The sequence below is a fragment of the Halobellus clavatus genome, from assembly GCF_900107195.1.
Classification (GTDB): Archaea; Halobacteriota; Halobacteria; order Halobacteriales; family Haloferacaceae; genus Haloquadratum; species Haloquadratum clavatum.
The window spans coordinates 143,717-162,740 of the sequence record NZ_FNPB01000007.1 but is presented as its reverse complement, the minus strand read 5'-3'; the positions used below and the strand labels follow the sequence as shown (position 1 = coordinate 162,740).

16 protein-coding genes are annotated in these 19,024 nt (G+C 65.6%); 11 read left to right on the top strand and 5 right to left on the bottom strand.

Going from position 1 to position 19,024, the window contains the following annotated elements; genetic code table 11:
* Positions 1-13: 13 nt before the first annotated feature.
* A complete protein-coding gene (locus BLU74_RS11645; protein WP_089767446.1) occupies positions 14-1,426 on the bottom strand; it encodes an amidohydrolase in 1,413 nt (470 codons plus the stop codon).
* Between the two features lie 320 nt (positions 1,427-1,746).
* Between BLU74_RS11645 and BLU74_RS11640 the strand changes: the two genes are divergently transcribed.
* The 9 genes from BLU74_RS11640 (at position 1,747) to BLU74_RS11600 (ending at position 11,167) form a co-directional block, all read left to right on the top strand.
* The gene (locus BLU74_RS11640) at positions 1,747-3,396 is read left to right on the top strand and encodes an ABC transporter ATP-binding protein (protein WP_089767445.1); all 1,650 of its coding nucleotides are present in this window, start codon (positions 1,747-1,749) and stop codon (positions 3,394-3,396) included.
* Positions 3,396-4,502: an ABC transporter permease gene (locus BLU74_RS11635; RefSeq protein ID WP_089767444.1), complete on the top strand. Its 1,107-nt coding sequence runs from the start codon at positions 3,396-3,398 to the stop codon at positions 4,500-4,502. The genes BLU74_RS11640 and BLU74_RS11635 overlap by 1 nt, the downstream gene beginning before the upstream one ends.
* Entirely contained in the window at positions 4,502-5,500 is a 999-nt protein-coding gene (locus tag BLU74_RS11630; protein ID WP_089767443.1) for an ABC transporter permease, read from the top strand. The genes BLU74_RS11635 and BLU74_RS11630 overlap by 1 nt, the downstream gene beginning before the upstream one ends.
* Positions 5,501-5,762: 262 nt before the next feature.
* A complete protein-coding gene (locus tag BLU74_RS11625) occupies positions 5,763-6,911 on the top strand; it encodes a BMP family ABC transporter substrate-binding protein (RefSeq protein WP_394327872.1) in 1,149 nt (382 codons plus the stop codon).
* 123 nt (positions 6,912-7,034) lie between these two features.
* Positions 7,035-7,430: a RidA family protein gene (locus tag BLU74_RS11620; RefSeq protein ID WP_089767480.1), complete on the top strand. Its 396-nt coding sequence runs from the start codon at positions 7,035-7,037 to the stop codon at positions 7,428-7,430.
* Between the two features lie 56 nt (positions 7,431-7,486).
* The gene (locus BLU74_RS11615) at positions 7,487-8,854 is read left to right on the top strand and encodes an aromatic ring-hydroxylating oxygenase subunit alpha (RefSeq protein ID WP_089767441.1); all 1,368 of its coding nucleotides are present in this window, start codon (positions 7,487-7,489) and stop codon (positions 8,852-8,854) included.
* Positions 8,851-9,408 carry an aromatic-ring-hydroxylating dioxygenase subunit beta gene (locus tag BLU74_RS18960; protein ID WP_175454628.1) on the top strand — a complete coding sequence of 186 codons (558 nt, stop codon included), beginning with the start codon at positions 8,851-8,853 and terminating at the stop codon, positions 9,406-9,408. The genes BLU74_RS11615 and BLU74_RS18960 overlap by 4 nt, the downstream gene beginning before the upstream one ends.
* A gap of 2 nt (positions 9,409-9,410) precedes the next feature.
* On the top strand, positions 9,411-9,914 hold the full coding sequence (locus tag BLU74_RS11605) for a hypothetical protein (protein WP_089767439.1): 504 nt from the start codon (positions 9,411-9,413) through the stop codon (positions 9,912-9,914).
* Between the two features lie 2 nt (positions 9,915-9,916).
* On the top strand, positions 9,917-11,167 hold the full coding sequence (locus BLU74_RS11600) for a 5'-deoxyadenosine deaminase (protein WP_089767438.1): 1,251 nt from the start codon (positions 9,917-9,919) through the stop codon (positions 11,165-11,167).
* Between the two features lie 82 nt (positions 11,168-11,249).
* Here the strand turns inward: BLU74_RS11600 and BLU74_RS11595 are convergent, their stop codons facing one another.
* The 4 genes from BLU74_RS11595 to BLU74_RS11580 form a co-directional block, all read right to left on the bottom strand.
* Entirely contained in the window at positions 11,250-11,678 is a 429-nt protein-coding gene (locus tag BLU74_RS11595; protein ID WP_089767437.1) for a cupin domain-containing protein, read from the bottom strand.
* 79 nt (positions 11,679-11,757) lie between these two features.
* Complete coding sequence (locus tag BLU74_RS11590) at positions 11,758-13,452, bottom strand: adenine deaminase C-terminal domain-containing protein (RefSeq protein ID WP_089767436.1); 1,695 nt, start codon at positions 13,450-13,452, stop codon at positions 11,758-11,760.
* On the bottom strand, positions 13,445-15,904 hold the full coding sequence (locus BLU74_RS11585; protein ID WP_089767435.1) for a xanthine dehydrogenase family protein molybdopterin-binding subunit: 2,460 nt from the start codon (positions 15,902-15,904) through the stop codon (positions 13,445-13,447). Before BLU74_RS11585 ends, BLU74_RS11590 begins: the two co-directional genes overlap by 8 nt.
* Positions 15,901-16,443 (bottom strand): (2Fe-2S)-binding protein, encoded by a 543-nt coding sequence (locus BLU74_RS11580; RefSeq protein WP_089767434.1) that lies wholly within the window; start codon positions 16,441-16,443, stop codon positions 15,901-15,903. The genes BLU74_RS11585 and BLU74_RS11580 overlap by 4 nt, the downstream gene beginning before the upstream one ends.
* Positions 16,444-16,860: 417 nt before the next feature.
* Here BLU74_RS11580 and BLU74_RS11575 point away from each other — a divergent pair, with 417 nt between their 5' ends.
* A complete protein-coding gene (locus BLU74_RS11575; protein ID WP_089767433.1) occupies positions 16,861-17,874 on the top strand; it encodes a DUF8073 domain-containing protein in 1,014 nt (337 codons plus the stop codon).
* Positions 17,875-17,999: 125 nt separating this feature from the next.
* Complete coding sequence (locus BLU74_RS11570) at positions 18,000-18,869, top strand: FAD binding domain-containing protein (RefSeq protein ID WP_089767432.1); 870 nt, start codon at positions 18,000-18,002, stop codon at positions 18,867-18,869.
* The last annotated feature ends 155 nt before the right edge of the window (positions 18,870-19,024 follow it).

Sequence of the window (19,024 nt, the reverse complement as noted above, 5' to 3'; positions counted from 1 at the left end):
GTCAGGCCGCCGGCTACTCGTATCCGGTCCGCTCGACGATCTCCGTCGCCGCGGCGGTCGCTCTCGACAGGAGGTCGTCGGGGTCGATATCGAACGACCTGATCTCGCGGTCCGCCATCACGACGGATCCATCACAGACGACGGTGTCGACCTCGAGGCCCTGTGCGGCGTGGACGAGCGCGAACACCGGGTCCGGGCAGGGCGTCAAGTGGGGGTGGTCCAGATCGACGACCGCCAGATCAGCCCGCTTGCCCGGTTCGAGCGATCCCAGTTCGTCGCCGCGGCCGATGGCGCGCGCCGCATCGATAGTGAGCATATCGAACGCCTGTTGGGCCGGGACGACCCCGGGATCGCGGTGGTAGCCTTTGTGACCGCCCGCCATCGCGCGGACGTCGCCGAGCGGATTGACGGTGTCGCTCAGGATCGAGTTGTCGGTCCCGAGTCCGACGGTGACGCCGGCGTCGAGCATCTCTACGGCCGGCGCGTAGCCCGTCGCGAGGCGCATATTCGCCATATAGTTGTGTGCTACTGACGTGCCGCTGCGGGCGAGGAGCCGGACGTCACTCGCCTCGATTTGAACGCAGTGGCCTAGGAGTGCCCGTTCACCGAGGTAGTCCACGTTCCTGAGGTACTCGATGCTGGAGATGTCGCGGCTCTCTTCGGCCTCAGCCTCGGCGACGTGGACCGTCGTCATCACGTCGTACTCCTCGGCGAGTTCGTACGCCCGCCGGAACCCCTCGTTCGTGGTCGTCTCGACGACGACAGGCGCCGGCCAGACCGCCTGCCGCCCGTCGGCGCTCCCGTCGTACGCCTCGATCAGCGATGCCACCTCGTCGACGACGGCCTCCGTCTCCTCGACGAAGATGTCGAGAGGCGGGTGATCCACGTCGGGTTCGCGCGCCTGGATGTCCTCGACGAGTTCCTGAAACTCCGGGACGGCAGCCCGATCCACCATCCCAGCACCGTAGACGTTCCGGATCCCCGAGCGGTCGTAGACGTCCAGTTTCGGCTCGATCGTCGACCAGTCGTCCCACAGCACCTCGGTGTCGTTTTCGACGAACGTCGTCACGCCGGCCCGGATGGCCTCGACGCAGTACAGCGTCGCCGCGAGGGCGTGGTCCTCGGGCGCCATCGCCAGCGTCCCCGGCCGCTTCACGTTGTAGAGCCAGTCCAGCAGGCCGCGATCCTCGGCGAACGATCCGCGGAGCAGAATGTCCGAGACGTGCGTGTGCGGGTTCACGAGCCCAGGGATGATCGCCCCGCCTTCAGCGTCGATCACGTGGTCGGCGTCGGCGGCGACGAACTCCGCGGCCGGCCCGACGGCCGCGATCGTCTGCCCCTCGACGGCGACCGCGCCGTCCTCGATCATCGTTCGCTCGGGGTCCTGCGTGACGACGCGTCCGTTCGTGACCAGCAGGTCAGTCATCACTCCACTCCAAGGATCGCGTATCGGTTTCCATATCCCGGACTCCGGGACCACGGAAAAAAGCGTTCGCCCGACAACGATCGCCGGACTGTGTTCGGCGCGTGGGGCCTGCGGTGGCGATCGCCACACGTGTGGCGCCCGTGTGGCGCTCGCTGTGGGACGACCCCGAGCCGCGTCTTGATCAGACGGAAGGAGCCGCGACCGGTTTCATTTGACGAACGGAGTAGGGAATCAGAATACGGTATCGGAATGTCCGTTAATATCGCCAACGAGACAGAGCTTATATGGAATAAGCGCGATCAGCCGTACAATCACAGACTATGAGCGAGGATGCGTTCGTCCGGTTGGCGGACATCACGAAGACGTTCCCGGGGGTGGTCGCGAACGACGAGATCTCGATGTCCATCCGGAAGGGCGAGATCCACGGGCTCCTTGGCGAGAACGGCGCCGGCAAGAGCACGCTGATGAAGATCCTCTACGGGTTGTATTCGTCCGACGGCGGAGACGTCTGGATCGACGGCGAGCGAGCTGCGATCGAATCCCCGCAGGACGCGATCGACGCCGGCATCGGAATGGTGCATCAACACTTCAAGCTCATTCCGCGGCTTTCGGTCGCCAAGAACGTCGTCCTCGGGATGCGCGAACCGGCGAGCGCGTTCAGAGCCGACGGTGACGACGACGGCTTCGTCTCGTCGCTGACGACGAACCGACTTGTGCAAGGCCTCGCCGCCCGGTTCACACTGGGACTGGACGTACCGGAGGCGCGGATACAGTCGCTGGCCGACGACTATGGGTTCGACATCGACGTGACCGCGCCCGTCTGGCAGCTCGATGTGGGCGAGCGCCAGCGCGTGGAGATACTCAAAGCGCTCTACCGCGACGTCGACCTCCTAATCCTCGACGAGCCGACCGCCGTCCTGACGCCCACGGAGGCCGAGCGCCTCTTCGAGACGCTCCGCAAACTCAGCGATCAGGGGCTCTCGATCATCATTATCACCCACAAGCTCAAAGAAGTCAAGTCGATCACCGACCGTGTGACGGTCCTCCGCGACGGCAGTCGGATCGACACCGTTGAGACCGCTGACGTCAGTCGCGCCGACCTCGCCAGGATGATGGTCGGACGTGACGTCCTCTTCCAGATCGACAAGGACGAAGTGACGGCCGGCGAGCCGGTCCTGAAGGCGTTGGACCTCCGCACAGACGACGACCGCGGGATCGAGGCCCTTTCGGGCGTCGACCTGACGGTGCACGCGGGGGAAATCGTCGGCATCGCCGGCGTCAGCGGCAACGGTCAGATTGAACTCGCAGAATCGCTTGTCGGGATCCGTCCCGTGACCGACGGAACGATCCGGATCGACGGCGGGGATCTGACCGGCGCTCCGCCCCGGGCGTTCATCGAGCACGGCGTCTCCTTCGTCCCGGAGGACAGACACAAACACGGCTGCGCCGAGTCCCTCTCGGTGATGCACAACGCCATTCTGAAAGGCTACACGGACGAGGCGTTCGGCGACGGACTCCGCCTCGACTACGACGCATCGGCCGACTATGCGGAGACGCTCGTCGAAAACTTCGACGTGCGCGGCGTCAGCGACGTCGCGAAGATGCAGGCCGGCGAGCTGTCCGGCGGCAACCTCCAGAAACTGATCCTGGCGCGCGAGATGGACCGTGACCCGAAGCTCCTCGTTGCCAACCAGCCCACGAGAGGTGTCGACGTGGGCGCGATCGAGTACATCCGCGAGGGGCTCATCGAACAGCGGGATCAGGGGACGGGCATCCTCCTGCTCTCGGAGAACTTAGACGAGATCTTCGATCTGAGCGATCGGATCCTCGTGATGTACGAGGGCGAGTTCGTCTACGAAGTGACGCCCGAGGCGGCCGATCGGCGTCGGATCGGCCTCGAGATGAACGGCGGCGAGGCGGGCGGGGCGGAGCCGCAGGTGGCCGTCGACGGCGGTCGGAGTGAGTCCTGATGCAAGTCGACGTCGACCTGGAAGCCCGGACGGAGGTCCCCCGGTGGATGGCGTACGGGACGCCGGTTTTCACCGTGCTGGCGGCGCTCTCGGTGAGCGCCGTGGCGCTGGCAGCGCTGGACGTGGACCCGATCGCCGCCTACGAGATTATGTTCGTCCAGACGCTCACCACGGAGTTCGGACTCACCGAAACGATCGCGAAGGGCGTACCGCTGATCTTCACGGGGCTGGCGGTGTACCTCCCCCTGAAAGCGCAACTCTGGAATATCGGTGCGGAGGGGCAGTTGTTCATCGGCGCGGTCGCCGGGACTTGGATCGGCCTGAACGTCTCACTGCCAATCTTTGCACTGCTGCCGCTGATGTTCGTCGGGGCGGGGGTCGCGGGGGCGCTCTGGGTCGCGATTCCCGCCTGGCTCCGCGCGAAGTGGGGAATTAACGAGATAATCACCACGCTGCTCTTCACGTTCGTCGCCGCCGATCTGAAGAACTACGTCGTCCGGGGGCCGATGCAGGCGCCCGGGGCGAACTTCCCACAGACCGCCCAACTTCCGGCCGCCGGCCAACTCCCCGTCATCCCCGGAATCGGCTTTCCGTCCGGAATCGTGATCGCCGTCGTCTTCGTCGCGCTGACGTACCTGCTCGTGAACCACACCAGACTGGGGTACGAGATCACGTTCATCGGCGCCAACGACCGCGCCGCCGAGCAGGCCGGGATGAGCACGTACCGGATCTACCTGTTCGTGCTGATGGTCGGCGGCGCCTTCGCGGGCTTCGCCGGGATCAGCGAAATCTCCGGCGTCCAGACCCGACTGCGGGCCTTTTTCGCACCGGGATACGGCTTCACGGCGATCCCGATCGCCCTCCTCGGTCGCAACGGCGCCTTCCGGGTGCTCTTGGCGGCGCTCTTCTTCGCCGTGATCTTCGTCGGCGGATCGAGCCTCCAGACGCTCCTGAGCGTACCGGCTGCAATCGTCGATATCATCCAGGCGCTCATCATCCTGTTTCTGATCACGGCGGAGTTCTTCAAACGCTACCGCGTGAGCCTCTCGCTCGAACGCGATCCCGGTGCCGAGCCGCGCGGCAAGCGCCCCGAGGGTGAGATCTGATGCCGGGCGCCGGCTTCTTCGCAGGCCTCGCGAACGCGACCGTCAACGCGAGCACCGTCCTCATCCTCGCCGGGCTGGGCGAGCTGATCAGTGAGCGCGCTGGCGTTCTCAACCTCGGCGTGGAGGGGATGATGCTTGTCGGAGCACTGACCGGCTTCATCACGACCGTCATCACGGGGAACTACTGGCTCGGCCTTGGCGTCGCGATCCTCGCGGGCGGGGCGATGTCGCTCATCCACGCGTTCCTCTGCATCTCGCTCAACTCCGATCAGGCCGTGAGCGGGATTATGCTGACGCTCCTCGGTACCGGCCTCACGACGTTCTTCGGCAACAGCTACTCCGGCAACTCCGTCTCGGGGTTCCCCGAGCGGACGCTGCCGATCGTCGGCGATCTCCTCGTCGAGATCCCGATCCTGGGGCCGGCGCTGTTCCAGAGCACCGTCACCGACTACGCCGCGCTGCTTCTCGTCCCGGTCGTCTGGCTGTTCCTCTACCGGACGAACATCGGGCTCGAACTCATCTCGGTTGGCGAGGACCCCGAGACGGCGGACACGATGGGGGTAGATGTGTTCAAGATGCGGTACCTCGCGGTCATCATCGGCGGGGCGCTGGCCGGCGCCGCGGGCGCGCACCTGTCGCTGGCGTTCAATCAGATCTGGTCGGCCTCGATGACCGCCGGCCGCGGGTGGATCGCCGTCGCGCTGGTCATCTTCGCGCGGTGGCGCCCCGAGCGGATCCTGCTCGGTGCGTACCTGTTCGGGCTGTTCAACGCTCTGCAGCTCTACTCACAGGCGCTGGACTTCAGCCTCGGCGCCGGCACCCCGCTGGCGGGGGTTCTCAATCCAGTCATCGACTTCGTGATGAACCCCACGATTATGTCGACGTACCCGTACCTGGCGACGCTGTTGGTGCTCGTGATCACCGTCATCCGGGCCGAGAACCGCGAGCTCGCCCAGCCCTCCGCGCTCGTTCAGTCCTACAGCCGCGAGACCGACTGAGACCCGCCGGTCGGTCCGCGGCCGTGAACCCGCCCTGAGTGTCCAGGTACCGAGCGAACATACCGACGCTGTCTCGCTCCGTTTAGCCGCTTCCATCATCGACACACGGCACGTTTCGTGTGCCACACTGCCACCCGAGACCGGAAAAACGGCCTTATTGAGAATATTTATAATCCTGTGTCGTAACGTGGTGATGTACTAATCTGATCGATTAACACGATACATTTGTGGCATAAATAGCTAAATAATTGCAGATATTGGTATATTAATGAGCAAGCAGATACTGACACGACGAGACGCACTGAAAGCCGCCGGCGGAACGGCCGGCATCCTCGGTCTCGCGGGGTGTTCAGGCGGTTCCAGCGAAGGATCGAGCGACTCCACCGAGACGAGCGGCTCGACCGAGACGGCTGGGTCGACCGCAACGACATCGAGCTCCGGCGAGGAGGTCAACGCGGCCTTCATCTACCAGGCCGAGGTCGGCGACGTCGGGTGGGACCGTGCCCACGAGGACGCCAGACAGATCGTCACCGAGGAGTACGACTGGCTGAACACGGAGTTCTCGGAGGCGGTGGCGCCCGGCGACGTCCAACGGGTGATCGAACAGTACATCTCCAGCGGGATGGACGTCATCTTCGGGACGACGTTCGGCTATATGGACCCGATGGCGAATATGGCCCCGGACTACCCCGATACTATCTTCGAGCACTGTTCGGGTTTCCGGACCGAGGAGAATATGGGGCGCTACTACGGGCGGCTCTACCAGGCGCGGTACCTCTGTGGGGTCGCTGCCGGACTGCTAACCGAATCGAACCAACTCGGCTACGTCGCCGCGTTTCCGATTCCGGAACTCATCCGGCAGATCAACGCCTTCGTCGAGGGCGCGCGTAGCGTCAATCCCGATGTGACGGCCGAGATCAGATGGACCAACGCGTGGGTGGACCCGCCGGCGGTGACGCAGGCGGTGAACGCACTCACGAGCAACGGGGCGGACGTGATCAACAACCACCAGACGACGACCGCAGCGACCCAGACCGCCGCCGAGAACGAGGCCTGGGCGTTCACCTACACCACCTCGATGGCTGAGGCCGGCGGCGACTACTACGGGAACTCAGCGGTCTTCAACTGGGAGGAGTTCTACGGGCCGACCTTGGAGGCCATCCACGAGGGAGCCTGGGGGTCCGACGCCTACTGGGACGGCCTCGACGCCGGCGTGGTCGGCCTCGGCGACTGGGGGCCGCAGATCCCCGACGACGTGATCAGCGAGGTCGAGACGGTCCAGGAGGAACTCGTGAGCGGCGACCGAACCGTCTGGCAGGACACCCAGTTCGAAGGCGAGTCCGACAGCTTCCTCTTCAGCGAGATGCAGAGCTACGTCGAGGGGATCAACGGCGAGGTCCCGAGTTCGTAACCTCGGCGCGCCATCGTTTGCCACACCGGTGTGGCCGCTGCCACAACCGTGTGGCCATTGCGGCAGGATCGATGCGGACCGTTGGCCGACGGGCTTTAGATGGGTTCCGTACGCAGCAAAACCGTGAAGCGAACCATCGACACGCCCGACAACGCCGATGTCCTTGGCCCGTACAGCCACGGAACGACCGACGGCTCCGTACTTTATACGGCCGGACAGATCCCGATCACCCCGTCGGGCGAGGTGCTCGCCGACGATCCGATCGGCGTCCAGACCGAACAGTCGCTCTCGAACGTCGAACGGATCCTCGCGGCGGCCGGTCTGTCGACCGAACACGTCCTCAAGACGACCGTCTATATGACCGACATCAACGACTTCGACGGGATGAACGAGGTGTACTGGTCGTTCTTCGAGTCGGAGCCTCCGGCGCGGACGGCGCTGGAGGTGCAGCGGCTCGCCGACGGTGCGGACATCGAGATCGAAGCGGTCGCCACAGTTCCCGACGCGGCGTCCAAGTGACCTTCCGGCTAGACCCACAAATTATTATTCCAGACGGGTATAGACGAGTAGCGTCAATGAGTAAGCCGAGAAATTTTGACGAATCAGATAATATCTCTGAAATAATCGAACAGACAGGGGCAGAAATCGAGACCGGACGATATCCGCTCGCCATCACGAACAACCGCGACCTCTACGAACTCGAACGCCGGCGGATCTTCGGCCGGGCGTGGATCTATCTGGGACACGTCTCGGAGTTCGCGGAACCGGGCGATTACGCGCGGCGGTACATCGGCGAGGACCCGTTTATTGTGACCCGCGACGAGACGGGAGACCTGCACGCCTTCCTCGACAGCTGTATGCACCGCGGCGCGCAGTTCTGCACGGCCGAGAACGGCAACACCTCCCACTTCAGGTGTCCGTACCACGGGTGGACCTACAAGAACGACGGCTCCCTCCAGGGAATGCCACATATGGCGGAAGCCTACCAGGATCTCGACGAGGAGGAGATCTCCTTAGAAGAGGCAGAACTCGACACGTACCAAGGGCTCGTCTTCGGACGGATCGCCGAAGAGGGGCCGGACCTCGAAGCGTATCTCGGCGATTTCACGTGGTATCTCGACGTCCTCTTCGGGACGACCGAGGCGGGAATGACCGTCGTGGGCGAACCGCACCGCTGGGAGTCCGACCACGACTGGAAGATCTCCGCGGACAACTTCTCGGGGGACTCATATCACGTGCTCACGACCCACCAAGCCGGCTTGGAGACCGAAAACCTCGCTCGGGGGCCGTGGGAGGAACTCGACGACTTCCCGGCGGCGTCGTATCTCGCGTGTACCGACCGCCACTCGATGGGCTACTACCTCTCCGCGGACGCGGACACGTATATGGGCTACCCCGATGAGATCGCCGATCACCTCGACGACGATCTGACGGCCGAACAGCGGGAACTGTTCGGCCGCTCGGTGTTTCACTTCGGCACGGTCTTCCCGAATATGTCGATCATCCACGGCATCCAGTCCGGCGGGTGGGGCGGGCCGTGGGCCTGCATCCGGAAGTGGAACCCTCGCGGTCCGGGGACGACCGAGACGACCAGTTGGTGGCTCATCCCGAGGGAATTCGCCGACGACGAGTCGTTCCTCGAGGACTCCCACCGCGGCTGGGAGAGCCTGAGTCCCGGCGGCGCGTTCGAGTCCGACGACCTCACCATCTGGGAGGGCATCTCCGAAAGCAGCGGAGCGGTGACGCACGAACTACGGGACACCCACGGAAATATGCAGCAGGGGATCGGTGCAATGACCGACGAGGTGGAGCCAATCGACGACCCGCTGCACGGCCCCGCCGAGGTGACCTCGAAGGGACTGTACTTCGACGAGCGCAACTCCCGGACGATGCTGCGGTCGTGGTACGAACTGATGCGCGAGGACGGGGAGGGGTCGGCGTGAGCTCACCGCGGCCTGCGACGGCGACAACCGTTGACGCCGAGACCCAGCACCGCGTCGAGCAGTTCCTCTACCGCGAGGCGGAACTGCTCGACACCTTCGCGCTGGAAGAGTGGCTCGAACTGCTCGACGAAGACGTCCGGCTGGAAGTTCCCGTCCGATCCGCTCGCCACCCGGGCTCCGAACGGCCGGAGTTCAGCGAGGAGACGAACTACCTCAGGGAGGACTACGAGATGATCCGCGAACGGGTCGGCCGGCTGGCGAAGGAGTACGCCTGGTCGGAGAACCCCCGTTCGCGGATCAGACACGTCATCGGCAACGTCCGGGTGCTGGAGACCGACGGCGACGAACTGACCGTCGCCAACAACCAACACGTGTTCAGGAGCTACGGCGACACGCCGGATCACGATCTGCTCTCCGCGCAGCGACACACGACGCTCCGCAGAGAGGGACCTACCGGCGCCGACGGCGAGTGGGAGTATACGATCGGCCACCGGACCGTCTACCTCGATCACGCCGTGTTGAACACAAAGAACCTGACGCTCCCCCTGCTCTGACGATGTCCGAGGAGCACACCGTCGGCGACACGCGGCGAACTGCCGAACGGCGACTCGTGGCGGGTGAGGAGTCGGTCGTGATCAGGAAACTCGTCTCGAAGGGCGAGCGCCTAGAGATCGACGACGGCGAGCGAAGCGTCAAACTCGACGCGCTCCTGCTGGAGGGGCTCTCCTGGCAGCGCGATCGGGACGCGATCGACGATCGCATCGACTCGGACACGGGAATCGCTACAGACCCGGCTGCCGAGGCCGTTGAGGACCCCGACCCGGCGGATCCCGACGACGCGATCTCCGTCTCCAGCGAGTACGCACACGTGCTCGTCGCGGACGTCGCGACCCCCGCGGGCGATGCTCTCGTCGTCACGGCGCCAGGGCGGGGGAGTACGACTGTCCTCGGCGTCCGATCGCTCCGCGACCTCGCGGTCGTCGAGGACACCTTCGCGTTCTCGGAGTGGTTCAGGACTCCCTTCGGGCCGGAGGATACCCCGGTCGAGGGGCCGCTGTAACGATGCTACTTTCCGGGACTGTCGTCGCCGACCACCAGACCGTGATCGACGACGGTGCAGTGGTGGTCGTCGACGACGAGATCGCGGCCGTCGGCCCCGCGGCCGACCTCCGCGAGGCGTACCCCGACCACGAACACCGGGCCTTCGACCTCCTCACCCCGGGATTCGTCCAGACGCACGTCCACTCCGTGCAGAGTCCGGGACGCGGCCTCGCGGACGACACCGACCTCTTCGAGTGGCTCGAGGACCACATCCTCCCGATCGAGGCGGGTCTGACCGGCGACGAACTGGCGTTGGCGTCGACGCTCAGCTACGTCGAACTCCTCGCCAACGGCACGACCTGTTGTATCGACCACCTGACGGTCGACCACGCCGACCGGGCCTTCGAGGCGGCGGCGAGGACGGGGATCCGCGGGGTGCTCGGGAAGGCGCTGATGGACCGCAACGCGCCCGACGGACTGCAGGAGCCCACCGAGACTGCGCTGTCGGAGACGCGCTCGCTCATCGAGCGATATCACCGTTCGAACGGCGATCGCCTCCGGTACGCCGTGACGCCGCGGTTCACGCCGACCTGCTCTGCGGCCTGCCTCCGCGGGGCCCGCGAGATCGCCGACGACTACGAGGCTGTGCGGATCCACACGCACGCCAGCGAACACGACTCCGTCGTCGAGGACGTGACCGCCGAGCGCGGAATGGGCGACGTCGAGTGGCTCCACGAGGTGGGGCTCACGGGCGAGGACGTCGTGCTCGCGCACGTGATCTTGACGAGCGAGCGCGAGCGCGACCTCCTCGCGGAGACGGGCACGCACGTCGCCCACTGCCCCTCCTCGAATATGAAGGTGGGCGCGGGCATCGCGCCCGTCGTCGACTACCTCGATCGGGGGATTAACGTCGCGCTCGGCAACGACGGCGCGCCGGTCAACAACACGCTGGATCCGCTCGCCGAGATGCGGCAGGCCGCGCTGCTCCAAAAAGTCGCCAACGAGGACCCGCGAGTGCTGCCCGCGGAGACGGCGTTCCGGATGGCGACCCGGAACGGGGCGGCTGCGGCAGGATTCGAGAACGTGGGCGCGCTACGGGAAGGTTGGCGCGCCGACGTCGTTGGAATCCGAACGGACACGAGTCGCGGCGTCCCGCTCCACGACGTCTACTCGTATCTGATCTACGCGGCTACCGGCGAGGACGTGCGGTTCACGATGGTCGACGGCGAGATCGTAGTCGAAGACGGGGCCGTGACCAGTGTGGACACCTAGACGGTCTATCGGCGGGCCCGCGAGGCGTTCGAGGGGCGCTCGTGGGGCGCGTGAGTCGTAGCCGGTTCCGCCCTCCGCGCGATCAGTCATCGTCGTGATCCGCCGTCCCGACGACGGGCTCGGTCTCGAACGTCGACTCGACCGGCGCGGTCCCGAAGACGCCGACGAGCTCGCCCGTCTGGGTTCCGTTGTTCCGAACTCGGTGTTCGGTCTCGGCCGGGAGCACAGTCAGCGACCCTGCCGAGACGGTAGTCGTCTCCTCGCCGACGGTCGCTTCGACACGGCCCGTGAGCACGAACAGGAGTTCGGCGGCGGCGTCGCTGTGTGTCCCGATTCGATTCCCCGGCTCGGTCTCGTTGTAGACGACGGTGAACTCGGTCGCCGCCGCGGTTGTCCCGCCGGGACGATCGGGACTGAAGGGAAAGCCCGCCAGCCAGCGCGTCGCGGGTTCGCCCCCGTCGACGGCGTCCAGATCCAACTCGTCGAACCGCACCGTCTTCGGTTCCTCCATACGCGGCGCTCGACGCACAGCCGCATAGGTGTTCGGTGCCTCTAGAGATTCCGACGCCCGAGATCGCTTGACCTGCGGGTCACTCGGCCACGACGTCGACGTACGACGCACTCTCAACGTCGACAAGCCCCTCGTTCGTCAGCCGCAGTGCGGGGATGACCTCCAGCGAGAGGTAGGTCACCTCCAGGAGGCCACCGGGGACCGTCAGCCCGATTTCCGTTGCCGCCTCGGCGACGGCCTCGAACGACCGGGCCGTCTCCGCGAGTGGTTCGTCCGAGAGCAGTCCCGCCTTCGGCAGCGGAAGCGTGGTGGTCGCCTCGCGTTCGGGATCGAAGACGGCGATGCCGCCGCCGATCTCACGGAGATGATTCGCGACCGCGGCCATCGACTCGTGTGTGGTGCCGGCCACGATCAGGTTGTGGGCGTCGTGGGCGACGGTCGTGCCGACCGCGCCGCGGTCGAGCCCGAGGTTGTGGACGAATCCGCGGCCGACGGTACCGGGCCCGCCGTGACGTTCGATCACCGCCATCGGCAGGATGTCCGCCTCAGTTTCGCCGACCAGGACGCCTTCGGCACCGTCGGGCGCATCGGCCGTCTCGATTTGCACCGAGGCGATCCGCTCCTCAGTCCGGAAGCTGCCGACGGCGGATTCGACGCGAACGTCCACGGGACCCGGCCCCGGGTGTTCGATCGCCAACTCGGCGGGCGTCACGGGATCGAACGAGACCGTGTCGGTGGGGACTGCGGAGTCGGTCGGCGGCGAGTCTGCCACCGGATCGACGACGCCGTCGACGATCACGTGATCGACCGACCAAGACTCCAGCTCCGAGAGCAGCACCAGGTCCGCCGGAGCGCCAGGTTCGATCCGGCCGAAAGGAAGGTCGTATGCCTCGGCCGTGTTGATCGTCGCCATCTGGACCGCGGTGACCGGATCGACGCCCAGTTCCATCGCCCGCACGACGGCCTCGTTGATCCCGCCGCGTTCGAGCACGTCGACGGGATTGCGATCGTCGGTGCACAGCGAGAGGCGGCGCGGATCAACCTCGTCGACGAGATCGACCAAGTCCGCGAGGTTCCGGCTCGTCGACCCCTCGCGCAGGTAGACGCGGAACCCGGTTTCGGCCTTCGCTCTCGCTTCGTCGAGCGCGACGCTCTCGTGGTCCGTGTCGAGATACCGAGCGAGTTCCTGGAGGTCCTCACCGGTCACGTCCGGCACGTGCCCGTCAACCGTCAGATCCCGGTCGTGCGCCGCCTCGATCTTCGCGTGGACCGAGTCCTCGCCGGCCAGCACGGCGCGTAAGTCCATTATCTCGCCGAGCGCGACGGTCCGTTCGCGATCGAGCAAGTCCGCGACGGCAGCGGGGTTCACGCTCCCACCGGCGTCCTGCAGTTCCGTCGCCGGAACCGACGAAGGAACGGTCAGTCGCGGTTTCAGCGGCGTCGCGTCCGCGTCGTTGTCGAAATCGCGGACGCCGGCGGGTCCCAGCACGTTCGCGATCTCGTGGGGATCGTGTACAACACTCGTCACACCGTGGGGCACGACCGCCGCCCCGTACGCCGGGAACGGGACCATCGAGAGTTCGACGTGCGTGTGGGCGTCGATCAGTCCGGGCGTCACGTACTCGGCTTCGAGCACCCGGTCAGCCGGGCGCTCTGCGAGCGCCACGATCTCGCCGTCGTCGACGGCCACCGCGCCCTCCGCGGCGACGCCGGTGGCGACATCGACGACCGTCCCCCTGACGAGGAGATCGACCGCGTCGGTTGAGTCAGACATCGTCGGCGCTCTCGCGTCGCTGATCCAGCGCGGATTTGACTTTCTCGGGCGTGATCGGCAGATCGGTGATCCGGACGTCGACGGCACGGCGGATCGCGTTGCTCAGCGCCGGCGGGACGGCGTTCGTCGGAACCTCGGCGACGGACTTCGCGCCGAAAGGGCCCGTCGGCTCGTGGGTCTCGACGAGGATCGGCGTCAGCGGCGGCTGGTCTGCCGTCCGCGGCATCCCGTAGTCGCGGAAGCCCGCGACGTTCGGTCGGCCTTCCTCGTCGAAAGTGAGCTCGCCACCGGCCGCGAGCTCGTAGCCCATATGCATCGCGCCCGTGATCTGCCCCCTCGCGAGGTCCGGGTTGATCGCGGCGCCGCAGTCGACCGCACAGACGAGTTCGTGTACCTCGAACTCGCCGGTCCGCTCGTCCACCGTCACGTCGGCAAACTGCGCGGCGAACGGCGGCGGCGACTCGTCGGTGCTGTAGCTCGCCTCCCCCATCACCTGTTCGCGGGCGTCGTCGCCGTAGATCGACGCGTACCCGAGCTCCTCCAGTGTGACCGAAGACCCGCTCGATTCGGCGTGTACCGCCCTATCGTGGGCGACAAGGTCGTCGACCGGTTCATCGAGCAGCCGCGCGACGACGGCGAACAGCTGGTCGCGGGCCTCCGTCGCGGCCTTCCGTACGGCTTGTCCGGTCACGTACGTCGTCGAGGAAGCGTACGCGCCGTAGTCGAACGGCGAGACGTCCGTGTCCGACGGCTGCACGAGGATGTCTTCGGGGCGGGCCCCGAGCACCTCGGCGGCAATCTGAGCCATCACGGTATCGGCGCCGGTGCCGAGGTCAACGGCGCCCGTCTGGAGGATGAACGAGCCGTCCTCGTTCATCTTGATGTGCGCGGCACCGAGTTCGTCGCCCGGAATGCCGCTGCCCTGGGTGGCGAGCGCGACGCCGCAGGCCCGGTGGCGGTGGTCTTCCGGCGGCTGGTCGACGTCGTCCCACCCGATCGCCGCCTTGCCGCGCTCGATGCACTCGTCGATGCCGCACGAGCGGATCCGCCGACCGTGACCGTCGCCCGATTTGAGAATCGCCGATGCGGTCTCGACGTCGCCCTCCCCGATCAGGTTCCGCCGCCGGAACGCGATCGGATCCATTCCGATCTCTCTGGCGATTTCCGCAATGTGCGTCTCAACGGCGAAGTGGCCCTGCGGCGCGCCGTACCCTCGCATCGCGCCCGCGACGGGGAGGTTCGTGTGGACGGCCGTGGCGTCCAGCCTGAGGTTCGGCGTGCCCGCGTACAGCGGGAGCGGCTTCTTACCGACCGAGACGGCCGCAGTCATCCCGTGCGGGCCGTAAGCGCCGGAGTTGGTTGTAACCGACATATCGATCGCCTGGAGGTCGCCGTCGTCGGTCACGACGCTCCGGATCCGCCCCCTAGATGGTCGCCGAAAGCGCATCGCGTGGAACTCCTCGGCGCGGGTCGCTTCCAGTTTGACCGGCCGATCGGCGGCGATCGCAAGCGCCAGCGCGATCGGTTCGATCACCATCGACTGCTTGGAGCCGAACCCGGCCCCGATTTGGGGTTTGGTCACGCGGACGTCGCGGATCGGGACGTCGAAGAGGTGCGCCAACTGTCGGCGCACGTGATAGGGGACCTGGGTACTCGAGACGAGGTGGTACCGGTCGTCCTCGTCGCGGCGCGCGATAGTAGTATGCGGTTCGGGCACGCAGTGGGACTGATACGGGGTCTCCCACGTCGTTTCGACGACGGACCGGTCATCGCGCTCGGCCGCCACCGCGAAAGCCGCTTCGACGTCTCCAATCTCCCCCGCGAGGTGAGCCTCGACGTTTCGATCGTAATCCGCGCCCGACTGGACGTTTTCCACCGCGTCGGGGTCGTGAATCCGCGGCGCATCTTCGCTCACTGCCGCGTCGGGATCGAACACGGCCGGGCGCTCCTCGTACGTGACGTCGATCGCCCGGGCGGCGGCGCGCGCGGTGTCAGTATCCTTGGCAGCGACGGCGGCGATCGGGTCCCCGACGTACCGGACACGCCGTCGGAGCACGCGCAGATCCCACGGCGATGGTTCCGGATACGACTGGCCCGCCGAGGTGTAGGGTCCGTCCGGCATCCCCGCCGAGTCCGGCGTGAGGACGGCGTACACCCCCTCTATCGCCTCCGCGTCGCTCGTGTCGATATCGGTGACGACTCCGTGGGCGATGTCGGATCGGCGGACGGCAGCCTCGGCGAGGTCCGGGAACTGCCCTCCGTAGTCGGCAGTGTACTTCGCCTCGCCGGTGACGATCTTCCGCGCGTCGCGTTTCTCTGCGGCGGTCGACACCGCGTCGCGGCCGGCCGCGCTCGATACGTCGTCCGGCGTATCGCCATCTGCCGAGCCGGGCTCGGTACTCGACGTTGACTTGGCGTTCTGATCCCCGCTTGGACCGTCCGGGCGACTCATTCCTGGACCCCTTCGTAATCACAGGCGGTACACTGTTTCCTTTGCCGGCCACCGTCGGTCGCCGCATCGGAACGGTCGCCGGCAGCCAGTCGGTCCGCCGCGTCGGCCACTGCGGACACGATATTTTCGTACCCGGTGCACCGACAGAGATTCCCCGAGAGTGCCTCCCGGACCTCGGCCTTCTCGGGGTCGGGGTTCTCAGCGAGCAGTGCCTTCGTCCGCATAATCATTCCCGGGGTGCAGAAGCCACACTGGAGCGCCGCGTTGTCGACGAACGCCGCCTGAATCGGATGAAGGTCCGCTTGAGTCCCCAGATCCTCGATCGTCTCCACCGCGCTTTCGTCCGCTCTCGCGGCCGGCCGGATGCACGATTTCACCGCGTCCCCATCGACGAGGACGGTGCAGAACCCACAGTCGCCGGTTTCACAGCCGCGCTTCGTACCGGTGTATCCGGCCCGCCGGAGGATGTCCAACAACGAATCGGATCGGGAGGCGTCAAGCGTGATCTTCTCGCCGTTCAGCGTGAGTCGAATCTTCATCTCACACGCTCCTGCGCACGGTTGGACGGCCGCAGCGACCGGTTCGTTTCATACACGCAGTGCTACGTGCACGTTTTTTAACCTTTCTATCAAAATTACTGGAATATGCTTCATAGACACCATTACAAGTGCCCGAATAGCTAATTAAGAGACTTATCGGAGAAGGAGCTAAAAATCAGGTTTGAAGAAGTGTTCGGGGTGATGGCATACCTGTGGCACATCTCTCATTCGTTCCGGAATCGAGGGGAGTAGTTAACCTCCCCGCCACTGCGAGGAATCTTACCCCTCTATTGGCTGTTCGTTCATATATATACCAAATAATCCTGTATTACTCAATCTAAATTCGATAATCAAAAACGATCGAGAGGAAGATTTATTAAATTGTGCCCGTGATCAATTTTCGGTAAGAGCACTACTATGCGAGTCAGTACCGCTTTCAAAGAGTTATCAGAGGTTCTCGGACGACTGGAATCGTCCGACACTGTCATCCAACACGCTGGGATCGATCAGGACCTATCGGATTCCGAGACATCTGTCACTGCCGATCTGGTCGTCGATGTTCCGATTCTGTCCGAGGCGGACGACAACGTCGTCTCAATCGAACTCGCCGACGCGACCGTCCAAGACGGCAGCGTCGCCGTCGAGTTGTCCGTCGCGGTCTCGGGCGAGTCGGCCGGACCGGCGCCGACTGCGGAGCCCCGGGCGGCCGACGCTGACGAACGCCCGTCCACGTCCGCTGCCGTCCCCGTGTACAAGGATCCGGAGGCCCTGGAGGCTGTCTACGAGCGGTACGACACCTTCCCGGAGATGACCGACGCGCTCAGCGTCGACGTGACTTCCGAGACCGTGCGACGACATATGGTCAAGCACGACATTCACGACCCGGCGGACGACACGCCGCAGTCGTACGCCGACGCAGTGGCTCGCGGCGGCGAGTCGGCCAGCGGCGATGTGGACGGGGCGGAAGCCCCGACCGTATCGACGCAGTCGAAGGAGTCGACTTCGACCGCGGCCGACGCCGATGCGGAGGGGACCTCCAGCCCGGAGGCGGAGTCGGACGGCGAGTCGGCCGCACAGAGCGCCGTCACCGACGGCGGAAGCACGACGGCGGACACCGACGCGGAGGATCGGCCACGGATGCATCGACCGGTCGGCGAGGTCGTCGCCGAGGCCTCCCCCGGGCAGGAAAGTGGGGTGTCGAACGCGGTCGTGGAGTTCCCCAAGCGGTTGACGGTCGCCGATCTCACCGAGGCCATCAACCAATCTCGGACGATACACGAGGTGGCAGAACAGGTCGATCTGTCCCAGTCGACGGTCAGGCAGTTGCTCCAGTCCTCGGGCCTCATTCACTTCGTGTCCAGTCCGCTGGCAGCCGATCAGCTCACGGCCTCGCCCGACGAGGTACTCCGCCGACTCAACGGGGCCCAGTGATTGCCCATCCCCATTTCCGTGGTGCGAAACGATAGCCTCGAACGGCGGTACGCCGCCGGCGTCGGTGTCTCGCCGGAATCCAAACCTGGTCCGCAGACAGCACCAGCGGTCGGGGGCGATCGCTGATGGCGACCGAGTCCTTCGAGTACGTCCGTCCCACATCCATCGACCGCGCGCTCGAACTGCTGGGGGCACATCCGGATGCAGCGGTATTGGCCGCCGGACAGAGTCTCCTCCCGGCGCTTCGGCAGGATGACAGCGGTCCGGCCGCAGTCATCGACATCGGGGCTCTCGAAGCGATGCGCGGGGTCGAGTGCGCCGATGGCGCCGCGGACGTCGGTGCCCTGACGACGTATGCGACCGTCCACGAGCACCCCGAACTCGGGGAGCACGTGGGAGCGCTTACTGATGCCGTCGGCAAGTCCGCCGACACCCAGGTCCGCAACGCAGCGACCATCGGCGGCAATCTCGTGACCCAGTATCCCGTCTCGGACCTCTCGGCCGCGGCGGTCGCCAGCGACGCGACGCTGGTCGCGCGCAGCCGAGACGGCAAGCGACACATCGACGCCGAAACGGCGCTTACATCGCCGCGAGCGGGTCTCGCTGGCGACGAACTGCTCACTCGGATCACGGTTCCACTCCACGAGCGAAGCATCGGGAGCGTCTACTGCAAACGGCCGAGTCCTACCTCGCGTTACACGCTCGTCGGCGTCGCTGCGCACGTCGCCGTCGAAGACCGGACGGTCGTGACCGCTCGAATCGCTGCGACGGGCGTCTACGACCGCGTCGTACGGCTCGAAGCCGTCGAATCCGCTCTTGTCGGTGGAGATATACACGATGTCGTCGTGAGCGACCTCGCATCGCGAGCGGGTTCCGACCTCGATCCATCAAGGTTGGTGGAGGATACCGAGGCATCGGCCTCGTATCGGGCGGATCTCGTCAAGATACAAACGAACCAGGCTCTCGATCAGTCACTTAAGCAAGCCACTGAATAAAAACGGCCTTCACAGCATACCCGCGGCTGCCGTTAGCGTTACTGCTACGTCTTAACCAACACGTGGTGCGAACCTCCGAGTGTGTTGGTTAACATCGACTGACGGATTCCGGAAATCGTTCCGGAAGCGGACGACGACGGACAACAAGCTAGAAT